At 43.0% G+C, this 16,975-nt stretch carries 18 protein-coding genes; all 18 read left to right on the top strand.

What is annotated here, in order from left to right:
* Positions 1-55 precede the first annotated feature (55 nt).
* The 18 genes from BLS49_RS03825 to BLS49_RS25485 all read left to right on the top strand — a co-directional run bounded on the left by BLS49_RS03825 (position 56) and on the right by BLS49_RS25485 (position 16,970).
* Positions 56-1,192 carry a fibronectin type III domain-containing protein gene (locus tag BLS49_RS03825; RefSeq protein WP_091226840.1) on the top strand — a complete coding sequence of 379 codons (1,137 nt, stop codon included), beginning with the start codon at positions 56-58 and terminating at the stop codon, positions 1,190-1,192.
* 78 nt (positions 1,193-1,270) lie between these two features.
* Positions 1,271-4,921, top strand: a complete 3,651-nt coding sequence (locus tag BLS49_RS03820; RefSeq protein WP_091226838.1) for a coiled-coil domain-containing protein — start codon at positions 1,271-1,273, stop codon at positions 4,919-4,921.
* Between the two features lie 137 nt (positions 4,922-5,058).
* Positions 5,059-5,205, top strand: a complete 147-nt coding sequence (locus BLS49_RS25490) for a phage holin family protein (protein WP_091226837.1) — start codon at positions 5,059-5,061, stop codon at positions 5,203-5,205.
* Positions 5,206-6,054: 849 nt separating this feature from the next.
* Positions 6,055-6,534 (top strand): hypothetical protein, encoded by a 480-nt coding sequence (locus BLS49_RS03805; protein WP_091226833.1) that lies wholly within the window; start codon positions 6,055-6,057, stop codon positions 6,532-6,534.
* A 5-nt stretch (positions 6,535-6,539) separates the two neighbouring features.
* Positions 6,540-6,746: a YqzN/YkzM domain-containing protein gene (locus tag BLS49_RS03800; protein WP_091226832.1), complete on the top strand. Its 207-nt coding sequence runs from the start codon at positions 6,540-6,542 to the stop codon at positions 6,744-6,746.
* 1 nt (position 6,747) lies between these two features.
* Positions 6,748-8,211, top strand: coding sequence for a phage tail sheath subtilisin-like domain-containing protein (locus BLS49_RS03795; protein WP_091226830.1), 1,464 nt, complete (start codon positions 6,748-6,750; stop codon positions 8,209-8,211).
* Between the two features lie 16 nt (positions 8,212-8,227).
* On the top strand, positions 8,228-8,644 hold the full coding sequence (locus tag BLS49_RS03790) for a phage tail tube protein (RefSeq protein WP_091226829.1): 417 nt from the start codon (positions 8,228-8,230) through the stop codon (positions 8,642-8,644).
* A gap of 21 nt (positions 8,645-8,665) precedes the next feature.
* Positions 8,666-9,127, top strand: coding sequence for a phage tail assembly chaperone (locus BLS49_RS03785; protein WP_091226827.1), 462 nt, complete (start codon positions 8,666-8,668; stop codon positions 9,125-9,127).
* A gap of 562 nt (positions 9,128-9,689) precedes the next feature.
* On the top strand, positions 9,690-11,093 hold the full coding sequence (locus BLS49_RS03780; protein WP_139173094.1) for a hypothetical protein: 1,404 nt from the start codon (positions 9,690-9,692) through the stop codon (positions 11,091-11,093).
* 12 nt (positions 11,094-11,105) lie between these two features.
* Complete coding sequence (locus BLS49_RS03775) at positions 11,106-11,750, top strand: LysM peptidoglycan-binding domain-containing protein (RefSeq protein ID WP_091226824.1); 645 nt, start codon at positions 11,106-11,108, stop codon at positions 11,748-11,750.
* Positions 11,747-12,733 carry an XkdQ/YqbQ family protein gene (locus tag BLS49_RS03770; RefSeq protein ID WP_091226822.1) on the top strand — a complete coding sequence of 329 codons (987 nt, stop codon included), beginning with the start codon at positions 11,747-11,749 and terminating at the stop codon, positions 12,731-12,733. The genes BLS49_RS03775 and BLS49_RS03770 overlap by 4 nt, the downstream gene beginning before the upstream one ends.
* On the top strand, positions 12,726-13,139 hold the full coding sequence (locus BLS49_RS03765) for a hypothetical protein (protein ID WP_175471288.1): 414 nt from the start codon (positions 12,726-12,728) through the stop codon (positions 13,137-13,139). Before BLS49_RS03770 ends, BLS49_RS03765 begins: the two co-directional genes overlap by 8 nt.
* The gene (locus BLS49_RS03760; protein WP_425432106.1) at positions 13,132-13,584 is read left to right on the top strand and encodes a DUF2634 domain-containing protein; all 453 of its coding nucleotides are present in this window, start codon (positions 13,132-13,134) and stop codon (positions 13,582-13,584) included. The genes BLS49_RS03765 and BLS49_RS03760 overlap by 8 nt, the downstream gene beginning before the upstream one ends.
* The gene (locus tag BLS49_RS03755; RefSeq protein WP_091226820.1) at positions 13,584-14,702 is read left to right on the top strand and encodes a baseplate J/gp47 family protein; all 1,119 of its coding nucleotides are present in this window, start codon (positions 13,584-13,586) and stop codon (positions 14,700-14,702) included. Before BLS49_RS03760 ends, BLS49_RS03755 begins: the two co-directional genes overlap by 1 nt.
* Positions 14,695-15,273 carry a YmfQ family protein gene (locus tag BLS49_RS03750; protein ID WP_091226818.1) on the top strand — a complete coding sequence of 193 codons (579 nt, stop codon included), beginning with the start codon at positions 14,695-14,697 and terminating at the stop codon, positions 15,271-15,273. Before BLS49_RS03755 ends, BLS49_RS03750 begins: the two co-directional genes overlap by 8 nt.
* Entirely contained in the window at positions 15,263-16,345 is a 1,083-nt protein-coding gene (locus BLS49_RS25160) for a tail fiber protein (RefSeq protein WP_091226817.1), read from the top strand. Before BLS49_RS03750 ends, BLS49_RS25160 begins: the two co-directional genes overlap by 11 nt.
* Positions 16,346-16,362: 17 nt before the next feature.
* A complete protein-coding gene (locus tag BLS49_RS03740; RefSeq protein WP_245742258.1) occupies positions 16,363-16,788 on the top strand; it encodes a hypothetical protein in 426 nt (141 codons plus the stop codon).
* Between the two features lie 50 nt (positions 16,789-16,838).
* The gene (locus tag BLS49_RS25485; RefSeq protein ID WP_281243688.1) at positions 16,839-16,970 is read left to right on the top strand and encodes a hypothetical protein; all 132 of its coding nucleotides are present in this window, start codon (positions 16,839-16,841) and stop codon (positions 16,968-16,970) included.
* Positions 16,971-16,975: the final 5 nt, after the last annotated feature.

Genomic DNA, 16,975 nt, shown 5'->3' with positions numbered 1-16,975 from the left:
ATTATAGTGATTTTTCCTACGATTTACCATAAATCATTTGATTGGAGGGGACGTATTGGCCATAGTATCTATTCAGGTATCAGGGGCAGTAGAGTATAACAGAATTCCTGTATCAGCAAGCTTTACAAGCGGTGGAGGATTGGCTGCTTACTATCGTTTTTTTAGAAATGGTGTGGGGGCTGGTTCTCTTGAATCTTTTTCGAGTCCGGTTTCTTCTGCTACTAAATATTATACCTATACTGGTTTGCAAGGAAATACATCCTATTCATTGACTGTACATTTTTATAATTCCAGCATGAATACTCTGGGATCAGATTCTATTACGATTCGAACACCGAGCGAACCGGATCGTACACCTCCATCTATAAATACATGGAGGCCTATTTCAATTAAGAAAAGATCGGCGGAAATGTATGTTTCAGCAAGCGATAATTCAGGTGTAAGCGGCTTTTACTTTTATCTAAACGGTACTTCTGTTGGCAATATGTATGGTTCAAGCGGGAGCTATGTTTACTCAGGACTAAACCCAGGAACGGCATATTCCTTTGGTGTAAAGGCTTTTGATATTTATTATAATACTAGTGGTATGGAGACTTACAGGGATACAACCATACCAAATTCAGCACCGACAATTAGTTCCTGGTACCCCACACAAATCGGAGTAAATTCTGTGACGATGTATGTGGCCTCATCGGATGATGAATATGTATCTGGTTATTGGTTTTATTTAAATGGGAGTAGTGTTTCCCCAACTTCTGAAGGTAACGGAAGATATACCTTTAACAACTTGCTGCCAAATACGAGCTATTCATTAGGTGTAAAAGCATACGATGGAGATGGTGCGCAGTCCAGTATGTCCTCCTACAGCGTAACTACCAAAAAAAATAGACCGGCTAATTTCGAATGGGACAATGGCAAGTATTCCGGGTATGCTTTTAATATTACTGCTAATGAATGGAGCAGATTATGCGGAAGGATTAATGAATTCAGGTCATATAAAGGGCTGTTAAATTCAACTTTTACTACGGTGAGCAAGGGAATGGAGTTTAAAGCTGCTTACTATAATGAACTGGTAAACGCGATTAAAGGTATGTCGCCGCCAACCTCTGTGCCTAATAATAGAGTTGCAGGTGACTTTATTTATGCCAGTGACATTAACAGATTGAAGGAGTCATTAAATTCAATACTTTAGCTTTGAAGCAGGCACTCTCTATGCTTAGGGAGTGTTTTTGCTTTGGAAAATAAAATGATAGTGGTGAGGAGGAAATGTATGTCATCCTTTGAATATCAAAAAAGCACAATTTCCAAATATAGATCAGGTATAATTGATGATCCTTACATTGACATTACGGAATCCAAAAAAGTGATCAACAATACGATTCAGCTTAATGAAATCCCGGTCTTCTTAAATAAGGTACAAATTGATAATTACGTAGAGGTTCCAAGTACATCGTTAGATGAATTGGAACGGAATCAATATCGGGTTGATTATATAGAAGGTATTGTTTATTTTCATTCCGATGCGGAAGGTGAAGAATTAACTCTTATATATAAGGGAAGAGGAAATCATTATATCAGCGTGGCTCGCATTTGGACTCAGGAGCAGGATGGTGAAGTTGTAGAGACGCTAAAAGATCTCTATGATAGTGGACGTGATGCTATAGACAATCTAAAGTTTTTGGCTGAATTGAAGGATGAAATTGAAGAGGTTGAGCATACCGTTTCTGGTATGGTTGATGATGTTAACCTTAAGCTTGAGCTCATTGAAACTACACATCAAGCAGTTACCGAACAAGGAAACTGGGCTCAAAATCAAGGGGACTATGCTAAAGAGCAAGGTTTGCAAGCAATATCGCGAACTGACGAGGTGATTCAGGCTACTAATCAGTCGATAGCTGCAGCAGATACTGCTAAACAGAGAGCAAATGATGCGGCAGATTACGCCCAGTCACATGGTGATTTTGCCAAGATTCAAGCACAATATGCTGAACAACAGGGTGAGTTTGCCCAGTCACAAGGTAATTATGCTAAAGAACAGGCTCAAATCGTGGCTGAAGTATTAGAGGAAGCAGAATCAGCTATTGAACAGGCCAACAATTCAAGTCGTTTAGCGAATGAATCGGCTACATCTGCCCATACAGCAACAACGGAGACAAATTTAGCCAGAGATCGGGCAAATGAATCTGCTCAGGCAGCAGAAGAATCCGTTACTCATGCTCAAGCTGCTATTGATGATGTTAGAACAGCTCTTGCTTCAGCAAATGGCGCTCTATCCTTGGCGACAGATGCCAGTCAGCAGGTCTCAGAGGTAATGTCCCGCACGTCCCATCAAGGAGAGTACAGTGATACGAAGACTTATTATCCTAATAATATAGTCATCTATAATGGTTCAAGTTATATGTGCATAAACGAATCAATTAACCAAGCTCCTGACACTAGTTATAGTAATTGGAAGGTATTATCACAAAAAGGGCAAGATGGTAGAGTTGTTCAGGTTATATCTAGTAGTCAGGATGTTTTAATTCAAGGAGAGGCATCGGCACCGGACCTGTCAATAAGAGATGAACTAAAAACTCTGTGGAACGACAAGTATACGAAGCAAGAGATAGACACGAAGTTTAATACGATCCCGAATGCTTCGGCACAAGAAGACGGGATTTTGTCTGCAGCAGACTTTAACGAATTTAAATTGAAAGAGGACTCGCATAATAAAGGTGTTCCTAGTGGATATGCTGCATTAGATAGCAAAGGTAAAGTGCCGAGTTATCAATTACCACCGATTGATTTCGTTTTTCCTTCGCTTAATAGTTTGACCAGTAATCAGGTATTTTCAGGCATGTTTGTAAAAACATTAGGTTTTTACGAAGTAAATGATAGGGGAGAGGCGCATTATGTAGTCTCAGATACTGAAGAACCTTGGTCTATCAGCCTTGGTGATGGGTTATATGCAAACATCAGGGAAGAATCCTGTATTAATTATCGGATGCTTGGCGCTAAATTAGACGGTGTATCGGATGATTATCCATATATGCTTAAAGCGCATTCTTATTGTAACTCAAATAAGGTAACGCTTAAAAATTCATTTGGCACGATTTTTAAAACCAATTCAATCTTTTTAGAGGTTCAGAGTGATGTTGACTTAAGTGGATCTACAATTCGGATTACTAATGATAATTGTATTGGATGGTATGATATTTTAAATGATGATATAAATGTGTATTCCTATGAATCTCTAATTAACAAATCGGATTTGCGGAAAGATACAAGTTATTTTCCTATGGAGGATAATAGCTTGCCTACAAATTCAGTAATTCATATAAAAGATGGAAACAAGTGGTGTATCAGATATGATGACACCTTGGTTACAGATGAGTTTCGTGGTGAACTGATGTTCCATACAATGATGGGGATGTGCTTTGGTCCTTTAATTAGTGGATATGATGGTGCGGATACTAATCTGAATTATTTTAAGTATACAAAATATAATAGCCGAAAGCTGACATTTAAAGGCTGTCGGCTAAGTATTGAAACGACTCCGAATATTACGATGGGATTTTTAAGGAACAGACGACATAATACATTGATTACGGATTTTGTTCTCGATCCTAAAATGAACAGCTTAACAAATGTCTCTTTTAAAGGCTCTGTCATAACGGTGAAAGATAGTTATAATGTTCAGGTTAATAATATCTCAGGAAATAATATTGCAGGTAAAACAACAACAGATGGAAAAAATTCATCCGGATATGCGATTCGGATTATGGAGAGCTTTAAGGTTGGGATGGCTAACTGTAATCTTCAGGGGTACTGGGGAGCTACTGGATCAAATTCTGTTAAGGAATGGAGTATAAAAAATAGCACATTGAATCGAATTGATGTCCATAATTATTTCAGAGATATTAATATTGAAAACTGTGTTATTTATGATTGGGGAATCAATTTAGGGTATGGAACAGGCAAAGTTTCAGTGAAGGATACGACCTTTATTCATTATATGAACCCAAATTTGGGTGGTAGGACGCTGGTTAATCTTAATAATACGTATGGACTTATCTATTCAGGTACTCTGCATTTTGAGAATATTAATGTTATTAAAGAAGATACTGACATTTCGTTAATTAAGCTTAATTATGTAGCAGGTGATAATGTTCCTAGAGCGAAGTTGAAACTGCCTAATCTAACAGTTAAGAATATGGAAATTAGAAATAATATGGCATCAGATTCAAAATTCCTTATTTACAATTTTTCGGGGTCCACTAATAGCTCAATTAATATTCATAAAATCGAGTTAAACGATTTTAGTTATTTGCAAGATATACATTATTTTAAGGCCGATGGAAGTAAAGGAGTTATCCAATTTATACGCGATACTACTGATGGTCAAATGTATAGTGGACAGGTTATTACGGATATTTCATACAGCAATGTTGATTTTTTAGGAGATGCCGTATTGGGAACGTTGATAACTAATGCATCCGGAAATGTAATTCAACTAACCCCTACTTCATCAGCTAGATTTAGAAGTTATCTTTTTAATGATTCAATAGCCACTAGCCTGGAGGCTGAACAAGGAGAAGCTTTACACAAATTAATGACGCCTTACAATACAAAGCATGTGTTACAAAAAGAGATAGAACCTTTATTGCAGGAAATTAGTGGGTTCGCTGGTCAACAGCAAGAACTTGAGACACAGATCAGCATGTTAATGGATCTTGTAGCCCGTTATGCTAGAATTGTTAGATCACTTAAAGATGAACATGGAATCTTCACATCAGTACAGTATTTCAGAGAGGGTGGTACTTTATTAAAAAGTTCTTTGTTAAGTGGAGGAACTTCTCCAAGATATACAACCAGAACTGATACTTATTACAATCAGGAGGGAAATATTATATATAATGTAGAACGTTACGTTAATTTATGATAGTGACGGAGATATGATTGCTGAAGAATAGAGCTTTAAAATGAAGTAAGTCTATATTTTTAGTACCGCCCTCGGGACATTCCGAGGGCTATTCATATTTATAGGAGGGAAATCTATGGACAACGCATTACGAGTAATTGTTCCCTCGCCAGCTCATCCGCATCATTTCTATTAGTGGGTGGTCTTCCTTGCTGAACATTTTGCTGGTTTTTATGATTAATGACTATGTGATTGGTATGGGGGCGGCGGCAAAAGAGAGCAGACTGAACAGACGGCAGGTGTAACGATCTTCGTGATCGTTGCGGTATCGCATATGGTCGATTATGCACTGGGGGATTCGAATCCTTCCGCTACACCTCGGCTTCCTTCGCTACAGCCGACCTTTAACATCTGCATACCGAAACCAAGTCTGCCTTGAAACCATACGGTGTGGACAACCGCGGACAAAAGGCTACGAATTTGCACATGCGCTGGGATCCAAAATCCCTACCGTGCTGACTGAAAAGCTGTTTATCGATGTAAGAAATGATGCGGACAAGCTGAATTAGAAAGACATAATTAAGGCGCTGGTGAACACTGATTCACCTTGAAAGAACTCTACGAGCTTACACAAACTTCTTTACGCTACCAAAATTTCCACCTCACTATCGCAAAATAAAGGAATAAATTCCTTTATTTTGCAGCAATACATACTCAAGTGGTTATCGCTGATCTAAATGATATACCTGGCAACGTAGTATTGAAAAATACGAACATATGTCCGCTTTTTGTCCAAGGCATGACCCTCTATTAGACTTTTTACGTGTTAAATTTGTAGTGTGGGAAATGGGGGACAGGGTGAGAGCTTCCTAACTCATAGAGGGAAAAACATTATACATATTGTTTCGAGTCGCTGAATTGTACAGTGGCTTTTTTTGTTGGGGGGATTCTTTTGAAAAGAAAGAATGTGATTCGTTTACCCACTTTCGAATGGAAACAGTCCGAGTTGTGTAAAGGATGTATTTGGGGGCGCTGGGAAGGTACGAAGCAGTTTTGCAGTCGTCCATGTTGCACTCGGGCTGGAAGTGCTGGAGAGGAGGTGAAACCATTGTTGACAACAGAGAATATTAGGAAAGGCAGAGGTGGCCCATACGATGAGTAGCTTGAACGAACCGACAAGCGTCGATGACTCATGGCTTGCTGTAGTCGGAGCATGGACGCAAGAAATTTTAGGCAATGAATGGTCTGTATACCTCAGTGAATGGCCGGGCAGTTATTCGACTCCTGCAATCATGTGGCGGGTATCAGGGATGGATTTGCGGCAGCTTGGATTATCCTCTTATGAACTGGAAAAGCAGCTGTCAGCAACTGCTGTCGGTAGTACCCGCAATCAAGAAGCTGCTGCGGTGCTTAAGCTTGCTGAAGCCTTGGGAGCAGCGGTCAAGATCCCGCTAAGCACTGAAGATCGGCGGTATCTGAGTATCAGTAATCCGAAGGTTAGCTTAAAAAATGCCGCTACTACTGAAACAACGGACGGTCAGTTAACCGTCACTCTAACCCGACGAACGGGAAGTTATCCCGCTCAAGAGGTTTCTTTAATGCAATCTGTTCATTACAAATCAAATATGAGGTGAGAAATTTGGCAGAACGAAAAGGAGTTTCCAAAGGATCGGTCACTTCGTCTCCAACCTATTCGGTTGCAGAGATAATTAATAACTCAGAAGCTGTAGCAGGTGTGAAGCCTGAAGTGATGGCTGGCGCTTTCTATAGCACGGATAAAGAAGTGCTAACAGTAAAGGAAGCACAGGATTTAGTACAACAATTTATGAAGAAGAAGGTGAAGTAGCATGGCAGGAGGAAATTGGAGCTTAACGAATCAACCGGTACTTCCGGGTCTGTACATGAACTTTGTAGGTGCGGCTGAAAAGGCAATCGAATCAGGGGCGCGTGGCGTAGTCATTGCTCCGGTAAAAGCTCATTGGGGTCCTATTGGGAAATTTGTAGAAGTATCAAGTGAATCGGCTATTCACGAGCTTTTCTCCAGTAGTGAAGCAGACGGCGCGACAGCATTTTCAACGCTGTACCTTTCTCTGCTGGGCGGGCCTAAGAAGCTGCTTGCATATCGTTTGGCGGATAGCTCGGCTGCAGAAGCGAAAGTAACACTGAAAAACAGCTTATCTGTACCTGAAGATGCTGTAGTACTCCAAGCAAAATATACTGGTCAACGCGGTAATGATTTCAAGGTTACGATTCAATCTAGCCTTGCTCTGGCGGGCCAAAAGGAATTGAAATTGTATGAGGCCAACAAGCTGCTGCGTACTATTTCAATAGGAGCCGGAACTGCTGAAGATGCTGTTGCAGCTATTAATGAGGACTCCGCTAATAAGTGGATTGTTGCAGAAAAAGTCGGTGATGGTGCATTGGCAGATGTTGCGGGTGCAGCTTTCACTGGAGGCAATAGTGGTATTTCAGGTATCACCAATGCGGATTATATTGCGGCTACAGAAGTTTTTGAAACACAGGATTTCCATGTTCTTACGCTTGATGGTGTTAGCGATGCTGCTCTTCGTACCAGTGTGGTAGCTTGGGTGAAGCGAGTGCGTGAAGAAGGCAGAGGGATTATGGCTGTGTTTGGTGGTGCCAAAGCTGATGACACAAGCAGCGATGCAGTAAGCAAAAGCATTGCTCGCAGTGTTGCTGCTGATTTTGAAGGCATCGTCAATGTGGGTACAGGCGTGAAAATGAATGATAAAGAGTATTCTTCCGCTCAAGTAGCTGCTTGGGTTGCAGGTCTGATTGCTGGGCAAGCCCTTAAGGAATCAACTACCTATGCACCAACGCCATTTGATGACGTTACACGTCGTTGGACGCGTTCAGAACAAGAAGAAGGGGTTCGAAATGGTGTGTTTTTGCTCGTTCATGATGGGCGTAAAGTGAAGGTGCTTCGTGGCGTAAATACTTTGACTACTGTTCGGGATGGTCTGAATAAGGGCTGGAAGAAAATTCGCAAAATTCGGGTGATCGATCAAATTAATTCGGATCTGCAAAAGCTGGCTGAGGATCATTACATCGGCAAAGTGAATAACACTGCGGAAGGTCGTCTTGCGCTTATTGCTGCAGGAAAGCAATATTTGCAGACACTGGCTTCTGAAAGTGTCATTGAAGCAACAGGCTTTGATGTGCTATTGGATCCGCGATTCTATGGTGGTACTGCGCAGTTTACACCTGAAGATGACCAGGTATTCCTGTCGTGGACGGCGGATTCGAGCGATGTTATGGAACAAATTTTCGGCACATTTTATGTGCAATAAATAGGGGGAATAGTCAATGGCACAATACTTAGATCCAGGTCGCGTAATTATGGGAACGTTCGGTCAGATTTTTATTGATGGAGTCTGGCAATCGAACTTGAATCATTTGGAGGCAAACGTAGAAGCTGATAAACGTGAGCTTAATCTTGTCGGCACGGAATATACAGTGTTTAAGCTTGGTCGTAAAAAGGGCACAGGCACAATGAGTGGTTACAAAGTGACTTCGGAAATGATTCTACGAGGTTTTGGGAAATTCAACATTATTCACAAGCTGGATGATCCTGAAGCTTACGGCTTTGAACGGGTCGAATTAGTTAACTGCATGGTAGATAAGATTCAACTGGCTAACTGGACAGCAGGAGAAGAAGTGCAAGAGGAAACGGCATTTACTTTTGAGTCCTATAATTTACTTGATCCTATTGTGGCATCTTAATTAAGAGGAGGATTTTTGAGTATGAATCAGCATGAACCATTGAATGAGCAAGATATTTTGGACGGTCTCTTCGAGACGGCAGCCAACCTGCCGGAAGAGGCCGTTTTTATTGGACGCTTAAGCCTGCGCATTACATTGCGGGGCTTAACCTCTAGTAAGGTTGATTCGATTCGTGAACGTTGTACGGTTCGCAAGACGCTAAAAGGTCAGGTCAGCGAAAAAATCGACAGTGAGCTGTTTAATGCGGCGTTGATTAAAGAAGCGACTGCGGCTTTGGAGGTTGTTAAAAAGCTGGGTGATGGTAGCGAGCAAAGTGTGAAGCTAAGCGGCTGGGGAGATGATCGACTTGTTAGCAGACTGAAGCTGTCCGGCGGTGAAGAGGCCGTTCGTCGTATGCTTCTTGCTGGAGAACTGGATGCCGTAGGTGACAAAGTGCTCGAAATTTCCGGCTTTGGAGTGGACATCGATGACGTAAAAAACTAATCGACTCCGGTGGCATGACAACGCTGTTGTTTCATTTGTGGACAAGGCATAGTCTTCGCCCCGGGGTGTTCTGGTCTCTTCCCAAAGGAGAGCGTCTGTTATTGAGAGCTTTTGCGGAGAAGGAGCTGGAGATGAATGCATCTTCGGCTTCTTCTAGCTCTGGTAGAGTACCTCGTGGAGAAAGGAGGTAAAGATATTGTCAGGTCAAGAAAATTTTGAACTGGATATTGAGATTAATAGCCGGGATATCGATGAAACTGAGAAAAAGCTAAGTCGTCTCGATAAAATGCTACAGCAGACACAGAAACGTTTTGATGCATTGGGTAAGACCAGAATAAATCCAAAAATCACGCTGGATGATCGGCTAACTCCGGCAGTCACTAGAATACGGGATAATCTGTTCAGATTAGATCGAACGATCGTGAAACCGATAGCTTCGCTCATTGATCATGTGTCCGCGGATGTTGGAGTGATTCGTTCATCCCTAGTGTCCTTGACTCAAACTCCCTGGCGAATTTCAGTCGAGGGTGTGGATTGGAATACAGTAGTTGGCAAGCCACTATTGGAATTGTTGAAGAATGAGCAAACCTACACAGAAGCTGGAAAAATAGCTGGTCAAGCTTATTTTAATGCATTTCTTGCAAAAATTAATTCGCAGAACATTGCCTTTATTCTTTCCGGAGGGTCGCAAGGTGGAGCAGGAGGAGCGAGTAGTTCAGGTTCAGATACCAATCAAGGCGATCCAGGTAAGGATAAAGGTTTTTTTCAGAGTTTATTCGATAAATCAATCAAATTAGTAGAAGAAGCTGGTGGGGATTTAGTTAAGGATTATTTAAAAGATGGGGTCAAAAGTTTAATTGGTAAAGCTACTGGGAAAGACGACGAAAAAGGCAAATGTGTATGTATATGTAAGTGCAATTGTGGTCGAGGTCGCTCTGGCGGTGGACTTATGGGAGATGGTTATGGTTCCGGGTCGGAAAATGATGGAAAGAAGAAAAAAAACAGAAGAAATAGACGAGGTATAAGATCATTTGGTGGTCAGTTAGATTCGAATGATGAAGATTTTAGTAAATCATCAAATCGAAAAAAAGCAGAACGGAGAACTAGATCCACAGATACATTCAATTCTGCAGGAGCAGGAAGAGGTAGATCTTCAAGGATGGGAGGGGCTTCTTTTAGATCTGGCTCAGCTCTTGGTTTTAAAGGAAAATCAGGATTAGGATCATTGCTTGGCATGGGCGCAGGGGTACTTATGAACAATGCTCCTGAATTGCTCGAAAAAGGAAAAGAACAACTTGGAAAAGGCAGCTCATGGCTTAAAGAGAATGGATCGAAGGTATTAAAGAAAAGTGGTAAATGGCTTGGAAAAGGAGCAAAATGGTTGGGTAAGGCTGGTAAACTTCTTCCCGGCCCGGCTGGATTACTTATGGATGTAGGTAATATTGCTGCTGCTGATTCGAAACGAGACAAGTCAAGAGCAGCAGGATCCGCAGCTCTTTCGATTGCTGGAGGAGCGATAGGAGGAGCTATTGGCTCGATTATTCCAGGAGCGGGTACGGTAATAGGGGCTACGCTTGGTTCGATTGCTGGAGATTTTATTGGTGATAAATTAGGTGGCTTCTTTTATGATAAATTTTCTAAAAAATCGAAAAAGAATAAGAGGAAGGGTATTCCTTCTAGTACTGGCAGCCTTTCTATGGTTGGTGCATCAGCAGCAGGATTATCAGGTCCAACTTTTTCAAGAAAAGCAGAGGGATATCAAGAATTTCAGCCTAGTAATCTGAATTTAAGTCAGTCCTATGGTCAGGGAACAAATATACCTCCTCAGCAAATTAATGTGTCTGTTGATAAGGATTCCATCAATTTAACAGTCAACAAAGACGAAATTAATTATGATTTTTTAGCTGAGCTTGCGGGTCAGAAAATTGCTAGTCAGGTTCGATTCGCTATGCAAAATGTGAAATAAGGAGGTGTTGCATTGACTATTCAACTAACTGATGCAGTTGGCAATGATTTTTTCTTCCCCGTTGATCCTGAAGAGATATCAATATCTCGAGGAAAGGGAATAGAGACGGTCAATATTGTAAATCTAGGAGAATTCGATTTCTCCAATGGAGAGAAGGTGAAGGAGATCACCTTCTCTTCTTTTTTTCCTGCGGTATATAACGATTCGTATTGTAATTATACTGAAATCCCCGATCCTAGGGACGCGATGCATCGTTTAACAGAAATGATGAATAGCAAGACACCCGTTCATTTAATTATTGCGGGACCAACTGGAAAAGTCATCAATGCTTATGTTTTGATTTCAGCACATAACAGCACGTTTCGAGGTGGCGAGCTTGGGGATATTAATTTTGATTTTACAGCGCGCACTTGGCGAAAGCCGAAAATACACACGCAGGCCGGAAAAAATGCGGGCAAAGCCTCTACCAGTCGATCTGATATGAAAAGTAAATCCAAAACTTATACGGTCAAGTCGGGTGATACCTTATCCAAAATCGCCAAGCTGGAGCTGGGAAGCAGCACCAAATGGAAGGACATTTACAATCTGAACAAAGCCGCAATCGGCTCTGATCCTAATCTGATAAGAGCAGGACAAAGGCTGGTGCTTCCGTCATGAGCTATGAGGTGGTACTGCAGGACAAATATTATTTGCGAGAATTGATTGAAAGTATCTCTTTAACGGATTCGCTGGACCAAATTTCCTATAACGCAAACATTCAGCTAAAGGTTCCCGAAGAGGGAATTTCGTTTGCTCCCGGCCAGGTTATTCGAATTAGCGGAACCCCTTTTCCGGCAGGGAGTAACAAAGTTTATTTACTGAACCCCGGTGTCATTTGGGAATGTAACAGCAGCAATAACAGCACGAAGCATCTGCAGCTTAACGTGTATGATCGTACCATTTACTTGGCTAAATCGGAAGACGAATATCTTTTTGCAGCAGGAGGTACAGCAAGCCAACGATTAAAAAAATATGCAAAGGATTGGGGCATTCAACTGGCTAATGTTCCCGATACGAAGCAAAAGCTGAGCAAAGCCATCTATCGTACGCAGCCGCTGTACAAAATGATAACTGCCGATTTACAGGAAACGGTGAAATCCGGCGGGGACATGTACATTCCCCGAATGACTCCGGCAGGGCTGGAGTTGTTCAAAATCGGTAGCAACACTACGGTTTGGAAGCTTCAGGCTATTGAGGAGGTCAGTCAGAGTCGAACGCTGGAAGGTGCGGTTACGCAGGTCAAGGTCCTTGGCAGCAGGGAAACAGCAGGAAATGAAGCCCCCTCTCCTGTCCTAGCTGTTGTTTCCTCTGACCTGATTCCTAAGCTCGGTACCCTTCAGCGGATGGTTCAGGATGAGGATGTTAAAACAGAGGCTGCTGCAAAAAAATTAGGAAATGCCATGCTGACCGGCATACAGGAAACTTTTTCGGTGAGCGGTCTGGATATCAATACACTTCGGGCAGGGGATAAGGTTGAACTGGGCGGGCTGAAGCTAATCGTCATGTCTGTGACTCACCAGCTCGGCGATCCTGGTCACATGTCATTAGAGCTGGGCTCTATTGAGCTTGTGAAAAGGAGGTATTTTCTGAATTATGGATGATCCTTATAAAGAGCTGGCTGGCTCGCTCAGAGAGCAGATAGCCGGATATACCCGTAATGCGGTAAGCGGGATTACAAGCGAGCTTGGAACGATAACCGCGACTGGAGTAAAGCTTGATCAGTTTAAGCATGAAATTCAGGATTATTTGGTTGCAGATTTTCCTGTGACGTTGAAATTTCCTGCGTTTCACCTCTTAGGAACAACGACATCTTTAATAGATGCGGAAGGTAATCCTCTGGGGGAATCCTCGCAACGAATGCGATTTGATTTTGAGGAGTCGGAGATAGAGGACGTAAATATCAATCTGGCTGCGGGGCTTAAGCCCGGCGATCGAGTGGTAGTTTTAAATTGTAACGGTGGCAAGGATGTCATCGTGATGTGCAGGGTGGTGAGCAGTGGTGGCTAGTTTATTTCCTGAAGATACCGTATGGATGCCGGAGAACGGTGTTGATTCGGATAGCGCGGATATAACCTTTGGCAGAAGCTGGCTGTTTGATTTTGAAGCTGGAGATTTTATTTTTAGCCCTACTCGGAAAATATCAACAGCAGTAGATACGGCGGCATGGGTCATGTGGTGTGAAAAAGCGGTACGAACACCCCGATATCGTCACTTGATCTATTCTCGGGACTACGGTCAAGAATATGATGATTTGATTGGCAGGGGCTATAGTCGTGCTGTCCTGGAATCAGAGATCGAACGAATGATGACGGAAGCGCTCACGGTAGATCCCAGAACGGCAGGCGTAGACAGCTTCACCTTCGAATGGTCTTCAGATGCCTGCCAGTTTACGTGCAACGTAAAAAATGTACGGGATGAAACGATTACTTTAGAAGGAGGTGTATCGGTATAATGTCGGAATTGCCGATCTTTTTGGAAGAGCAGACGGAAGAACTTATTATGCAGCGAATGCTGAACCGGGTGCCCGCGGATATCGATAAAGCCGAGGGCTCTTTTATTTGGGATTCCCAGGCTCCGGCGGCTTTTATGCTATCCGAAGCGGCGACTTGGGCGCAGCAGGTTTTGGAGCGTGGGTTTGCGAGTACAACGTTTGGGGCGTATTTGGATCTTCGGACAGCCGAGCACGGGGTTGTGCGCCGAGCGGCGGTCGCTGCGACAGGACAAGCTGCGTTCAGAGGAACGCCGGGAAAAACGGTACCAGCAGGCTCTATTGTTGCAACTCCTGCAGATGAAGTGACAGGGGAAGCGTCAATGGAATATGAGACATTGTCATCTGTAACGTTGGATGATAACGGTGAGGGTTCTATTGCGATTCGTGCGGTTATCCCCGGAAAGAATGGAAACGTGCCAGCAGGGGTTGTTACGATTATGTCGACTCCGATATCGGGGATTTCGGCGGTAACCAATGAACACGAAATACTTGGCGGAGCGGACATTGAATCGGATGAATCTTTACTTGAACGCTATTATTTGCAGGTACGAAATCAAGGGACCAGCGGCAATAAAGCGCAGTACTTGAAATGGGGCGGAGAGGTCGCTGGTGTAGGCGGAGTGCAGGTTATTCCGCTCTGGAGTGGGCCGGGAACGGTAGGGATTTATTTATTGGATACTGAAAAGCGTGCTGCAAGCTCGGAAATTGTACAAGCGGTCCAGCAATACATCGATCCGACTAAGGATGGTCAAGGTGAGGGCATGGCCCCGGCTGGAGCCGTTGTTTCGGTAATGCCTGCGCAGGAAGTACCCGTTAATATCAGCGTCAAGCTGACACTCGCTAGCGGAGCTTCACTGGCTGATGTTCAGAATCTGATTTCTACTGGGGTAAAGGGGTATCTCAAGCAGCTTGCTTTTGAGGACCCTCTAGTCAGGTACACACGTATTGCGGCGATTCTATTGGACATTCCGCCGATTATTGATTACTCCGAATTAACCGTAAACAGCAATCAGGATACAAATCTGGAAATTGGGACGGGGCAGGTCGCCGTATTAGGGACGGTGAGTGTGAATGAATGAGTCGCTGATGACCAGCAAGCGAGGGCGTGAAATGTTCTCTTTTCTTCCGGCGTATTATGAAAATTCCCGTATTATGAATGCGGATATGAATGCCAAGGGGAGTGAGCTGGACTCGTTGTTTGACACACTGGATGAGCTATTGAAGCAATTTTTTGTTCAGACAGCAACCTGGGGCTTGGAGCGTTGGGAGCAGGAGTTGGGAATAAAAAGCGACTATTTGAAGCCCATTGAGCAACGCCGTGCGGTCGTTGAATCGAAGCTGCGCGGCAGCGGGAAATTTTCCGGACGACTCGTTAAAAATGTAGCGGAGGCCTATGATGGCGGAACTGTAAATGTCACCTTTGAACCGCAAGCGTGGAGCTTTACGATTCATTTTGTGGATACGGTAGGTATTCCTCCAAATCTCGATGATTTGAAAGAAGTTATTGAGGAAATTAAGCCTGCGCATATGAAAGTGGAGTACGAATTCAGTTATTTATTGATTCGAGATATTGATGGAGTGATGACGCTTGATCAGCTTGAACAAGAACCTTTATTAAATTTTGCAGGAGGTGATCCAGTTGGCCAGTAATACACCTAATCTTGAATTATTAAAGAAGGACCCGGCGACTGATGGAAATGATACGTTTAACATTCAAACGATGCTGAATGACAACTGGGATAAAATCGATGAGGCCGTAGGCCAGGTTCGGGAGGAGCTTCAGGATATAGATATCCCGCTCTCCAATGCGACGAATGGAACTAGAAGCGATGTAGCGGCTTCGGAGAAGGCGGTCAAAGCCGCATATGACAGAGGTACTGAGGGGGTCAATGCAGCAGCGACAGTACAAACTAATTTGACCAACTTTTCAAACACTGTTACTACACAATTGGCGGATAAAGCTTCCAAGACTTATGTTAATGAAAAGCCTTGGCAGAAACATAGACTTACACAAGATAGCGGTGTGGGTATTGATATAAGTGGCGCGGACCTAGATACAGTTTTTAATAGTGGACAGTATCTCGGAGCATCGCTACTCAATACTCCTAATTCAGTGGCCCATTGGTGGTACATTGAAGTATTCCAATTCGCAAATACTGACTTTTGTATGCAAAGGGCTACAATGCTTGAAAATACAGTCCCCACTATGTATATGAGAATGAGATATGCTGGACAGTGGTATCCCTGGTCCCTAGATCTTTTTCAATCTGGCGTTAATGCTAAAAACAGCATTGCGGATGCGATTAACGCCAAGGGAGTTTTAGCATCCGCAAACGATACTTGGTCTTTATTAGCGTCAAAAATCGGACAAATAGCAAGCGTTGGGCTTGGGCATTCGGCCCAGGGAACTATAATTAGTTCCGCTGGTACTATTTCGGTTCAACGGCCAAATTCAACTCAAAGCACTGTGAGTGTTGTAACCTATACAAATCTAACGTTCAAGCCTAAATTTATTTTTTTGATCAGTGGAACCACGCTCGTCATTTACTCAGTGGATTTAAATTATGGGGGAAACGCCGCAGCGGATATTTTGATTTTTTCAGGTGGGTCATTGGGCGATTATAAACTGGATGGGCCACTGGCCGTTACAGCTACAGGGTTCGGGTTACCAGTACCCAGTAATATGACAAGTACGAGTTTTACGTGGTGGGCTTATGATTAAGTTAGGAGGCAGGATACATGTTTTTGGGTAGAAAAATTTATTATCAAAAAGCAAATGGCGCTGTGATTGTCGCTAGAAACGAGTCTAGGGGAGACGTCAGGGAAACAACGATAGACGAGGACTTTGCCATGTTAATTGATTTGCGGAATTATGATCGAGAATCATTAGGTGTATTAACACTAGAATCCGGCCAGTACGCTCAGGACTTTGCAGAATGTAACGGATACCGTGTAAATCCGGACACGTTAGAATTAGAGTTTAGCTACCTCGATCCTAGCGATCCGGAGCCACAGGAGCCAGTATATCAGAAGCCGCTAAGTTTAGAGGTGGACGAGCTTAAGCGAGAAAACACTTTGCTCAAAGCGCAGAATACCGCCCTATCTGACCGAGCGGATTTTATTGAGGATTGTATAGCTGAAATGGCCGTACAGGTTTACAGTTAATCACTCGCATATTTTATTGGTTTATGTCTCGCGTGTGAGGGGGTGAGCTTATGATGGCGATGTTTTTTGCACAGCGGGTTATTCTAAGTAAGACTAAATTTGCTGAAGTACCTACATCTCTTCAAGCAGGAGTAAGAGAGATCTTGACGGACAGCGGTATGGAGTTTTTGACAGAAGCATAAGAATC

Origin of the sequence: Fontibacillus panacisegetis (genome assembly GCF_900102215.1) — a bacterium.
Lineage (GTDB): Bacteria > Bacillota > Bacilli > Paenibacillales > Paenibacillaceae > Fontibacillus > Fontibacillus panacisegetis.
Note: the sequence above shows the minus strand (reverse complement) of the source record. Positions and strands in the feature narration are given on the sequence as shown.